Annotated in this window: 2 protein-coding genes and 1 pseudogene; 1 reads left to right on the top strand and 2 read right to left on the bottom strand. The window is 72.5% G+C overall.

The features are described from left to right. Window positions 1-454 (bottom strand): annotated as a pseudogene (locus Q0A33_RS11495) (alpha/beta hydrolase); the annotation flags it as partial. A 10-nt stretch (window positions 455-464) separates the two neighbouring features. Beyond that, a complete protein-coding gene (locus Q0A33_RS11500; RefSeq protein ID WP_291796591.1) occupies window positions 465-1,478 on the bottom strand; it encodes an Lrp/AsnC family transcriptional regulator in 1,014 nt (337 codons plus the stop codon). 109 nt (window positions 1,479-1,587) lie between these two features. On the opposite strand from Q0A33_RS11500, the gene Q0A33_RS11505 reads away from it, so the two are divergent. After that, window positions 1,588-3,210: an MFS transporter gene (locus Q0A33_RS11505; RefSeq protein WP_291796593.1), complete on the top strand. Its 1,623-nt coding sequence runs from the start codon at window positions 1,588-1,590 to the stop codon at window positions 3,208-3,210. The last annotated feature ends 97 nt before the right edge of the window (window positions 3,211-3,307 follow it).

A 3,307-nucleotide genomic window follows, 5' to 3' on the forward strand; every position in this document is an offset into this window, starting at 1 on the left:
ACACTCCGGCGTCGTTCACCTCCTGCTGCTCCTCTGCGAACCCCGCCCACGAGGCCGGCAGGACGAACGCGACCTTCTCCAGGGCGAGCGCCGCAGCGTCGCCGGAGGTGAGCAGACGCGCGAACCCGCCCGCACTCATCGAGACCCCCAGGGCGCGGGTGACAGGCGCTCCCGCGGCGGCCTCGGCGGCGGTGAGCGCCTGCGAGAGCTGGGAGGCGATGGTCCCGTAGTCCCAGCCGGGGCCCGGCGAGGGGCGGCCGCCGTGCCCGCCCAGGTTCACCAGCGCGCGCGTCCCCTCGATCCCCGCGGCGAACGGCCGGGTGTCCCGGATCTGTCCGGAGAACCCGTGGCCGAACAGGGTCACGGGCTCGCCGCTGCCGAACACGGACACCCACCCCGTCTCCGGGCCGGGACGGTTGCGGTCGGCGGAGCGCGGGTGCGAAGCGGAGGTCATGCTTCGCAGACTATGCAGTGCGGGCCGGCGCCGCCAGCGGATGGGTGAACACTCCGGTCGCGTGGCCGTTCGCATCCAGATGGTGCCCCATGTGCTTGGCCGTCGAGAACACCACGCCGCGATCACGGATGCGTGCCCCGCGCAGCGCCGCCTCCACCGCGGCCTCGAACCGGGAGACCTCGCTGAGGTCCCGCAGCCACACGGCCATGATGAGGTTGTGCTCGCTGGCTACGGACATGGCGGTGCGCACCTCCGGCACCTGCCGCAGCAGCGTCGCCATCCGCGGGATGAGCGCGGCGGGGGCGCTCACGAAGTACCAGGTGTAGACGGGCCAGCCCGTCACCGGGCGCGCCACATCGGTGCGCAGGATGAGGTCTCCGTCCGCCAGCATGCGGGCAAGACCGTCCGCCACCCGCTGTTCGCTCAGCCCGTGCGCCTGCGCGATCCGGCTCACCGGCACGCGCGCGTCACGCGGCAGCTCCTCGCGCAGCGCGGCCTCGACCTCGGGCGCCGTCAGCCTGGGGGCGCGTCTGCGCGGAGGCCTGGGCAGAGGCACCCGCGCCTGCTCGGAGGCGGAGAGCGCTCGCATGCGCCACACCGAGGCCTCGACGTGCATGGCCGTGACGAAGTGCGTCTGCGTGCGCAGGACGCCGGGGATCGCGCCGATGCGCCTGGTGACGAGCGCGCCGACCTCCTGGTGCGAGCGGGTCATGGCGGTGGCGATGATGTCCCGCTGCCCGGCGGTGTGGTCGATGGTGATGAGCTCCGGGAACTCGCTGAGCGCCGTCATCGCCCCGGCCACGTGCCGCGGCTCGCAGGAGATGTCGATGAGCGCACCGATCCCGGAGGGCAGGAACGCGGTCGTCCACGCCAGCCCCTCAGCCCGCAGCCGGTCCCAGTGCCGGGCGAGTGTGGTGGGCGCCGCACCCAGCACCGGGGCGAGCTCGCTCCACTGCGCCCGCGGGTTCACCTGAAGCGCATGGATGATCCTCTTCTCCAGCGGAGAAAGCACGGATTCCTGCACATATCCCCCTTCTTCCGAGCATTTCTCATCCTAGCGCGCACCGGGACTCGTCCCGCTCCACCGTGGTGCCGGTCACCATGTTCCAGCCCTGAACTCCCGCGGAGCGCACATGCCCACCACTACTCCTCTGTCCACCCGCGCCTCGGCGGTCGTGGGCTTCCTCGTCTGCATGGAGCTGGCCAGCGGCCTCCTGCAGGGCTGGTTCCCGCCGCTCCTCTCCTCGCTGGGCGAGAGCTACGGCGTCTCCGCCGCCTCGCTCAACTGGGTCAACGCCTCCTACATGCTCGCCACCATCATGGTGGTGCCGCTGCTGTCCAAGCTGGGCGACGTCTACGGGCACAAGCGCCTGCTGCTCATCTCCTCGATCATCGTGGCCCTGGCCTCCGTGCTGGTCGCCCTCGCCCCCACCTACTGGCTGTTCCTGCTGGGCAGGGCGATCCAGGCGCCCCTGGCCACCTTCCTCCCGCTGGAGTTCGCCATCGTCCACCAGCGCGACCCGGAGCACGCCGGCCGCAGCATCGGAAAGCTCGTCGGCGCGCTCACGCTCGGCGCCGCCCTGGGCGGGCTCGTCGCAGGCGCCCTGCTGGACGCGATCGGCAGCCTCACCCTCACCATGCTGGTCCCCGCGGCGTTCATGGCGCTGTGCGCCGTGGGCGTGGCCTTCCTCGTCAAGGAGACGCCGCTGCGCAAGGAGGGCCGGGCCGACCTCGCCGGCGCGCTCCTGCTGGGTGCGGGACTCGTCCTCGTCCTGGGCGCGGTCTCCAATCTCACGAGCTGGTCCGCGGCACTCACCGTCCCCGCCGTCGCAGCGGGACTGGTGCTCCTCCTCGTCTGGGTCCGCCACACCCGCCGCAGCGCGGATCCCCTCATCGACCTGCAGGTGCTGCTCCACGGAGGGATCGGTCTGCCCATCGTCGTGGCGTTCCTCTACGGCGCGCAGATGTTCGGCTCCCAGGCGCCCATCTCCCTCTACCTCCGGTCCGACCCCGGCCTGCTGGGCTACGGATTCGGGGTCTCCGCGACGGTCGCCGGTCTCACGATCGCGATCAACGCGGGAGCGGCGTTCCTCGGCGCCACCCTCAGCGACCGGGTGGCCCGGCTGCTCTCCGGTCCGCGCGCCGTCGCCGCGGGCGGCCTCATGTCCGCCGTGGCCTTCGCGCTCATGATCCTGGTGCCCGGCACGCTGGTCCTCTTCACCGTCTGGCTGGTGCTGGCGGGACTGGGTGCCGGCATCGTGATCGGCGCACTGCCCACCATCGTCGTGGACCGCGCGGAGGCAGACTCCGTGGGCATCGCCTCGGGCCTCTACAACACCGCACGGACTGCCGCCGGTGCCGTCTCCGGCGCCGTGTTCGCCCTCGTCATGGCCTCCCTCTCCACCACCGGTGCAGACGGTGCCGCAATCGCCACCCATGCCTCGTTCCACACCGTCTGGTGGATCTGCGCCGGCCTCTGCGCACTGTTCGCCGTGCTCGCCCTGTTCATCCGCCCGCGCGGCGCGGGCGCTGACCCCTCCGGCTCGGGCGTGGGCAGCGCTGACCCCTCCGGCGCAGGCGTGAGCGGCTCGGGCGTGAGCGGCGCAGACGCCGGCTCTCCCGGCACGGGCGCGGGCTCCGCAGGCGAGGCCGGACAGCCCGGGCACGCCCCGTCCGTGCAGCATGCGGACCGGGACGCCGCGGCGGCCGCCCGTGCGGCAGACTCTGCTGCAGGCACCTCCTCCCCTCACCGCTGAGACCCGCGGAGCCGGACCGCACCGCCGTACCGAGCAGCACCACCCGAACCCACACCCCACCCTCCGAAGGAGCCACGCAAATGACACAGAACGCCCC

The sequence above is a fragment of the Brevibacterium sp. genome (assembly GCF_022712115.1).
GTDB lineage: Bacteria > Actinomycetota > Actinomycetes > Actinomycetales > Brevibacteriaceae > Brevibacterium > Brevibacterium salitolerans.

Bases quoted from the DNA above. Each gene is read 5' to 3' on its own strand.
- Q0A33_RS11505 (WP_291796593.1), top strand. From the start codon at position 1,588: ATGCCCACCACTACTCCTCTGTCCACCCGCGCCTCGGCGGTCGTGGGC.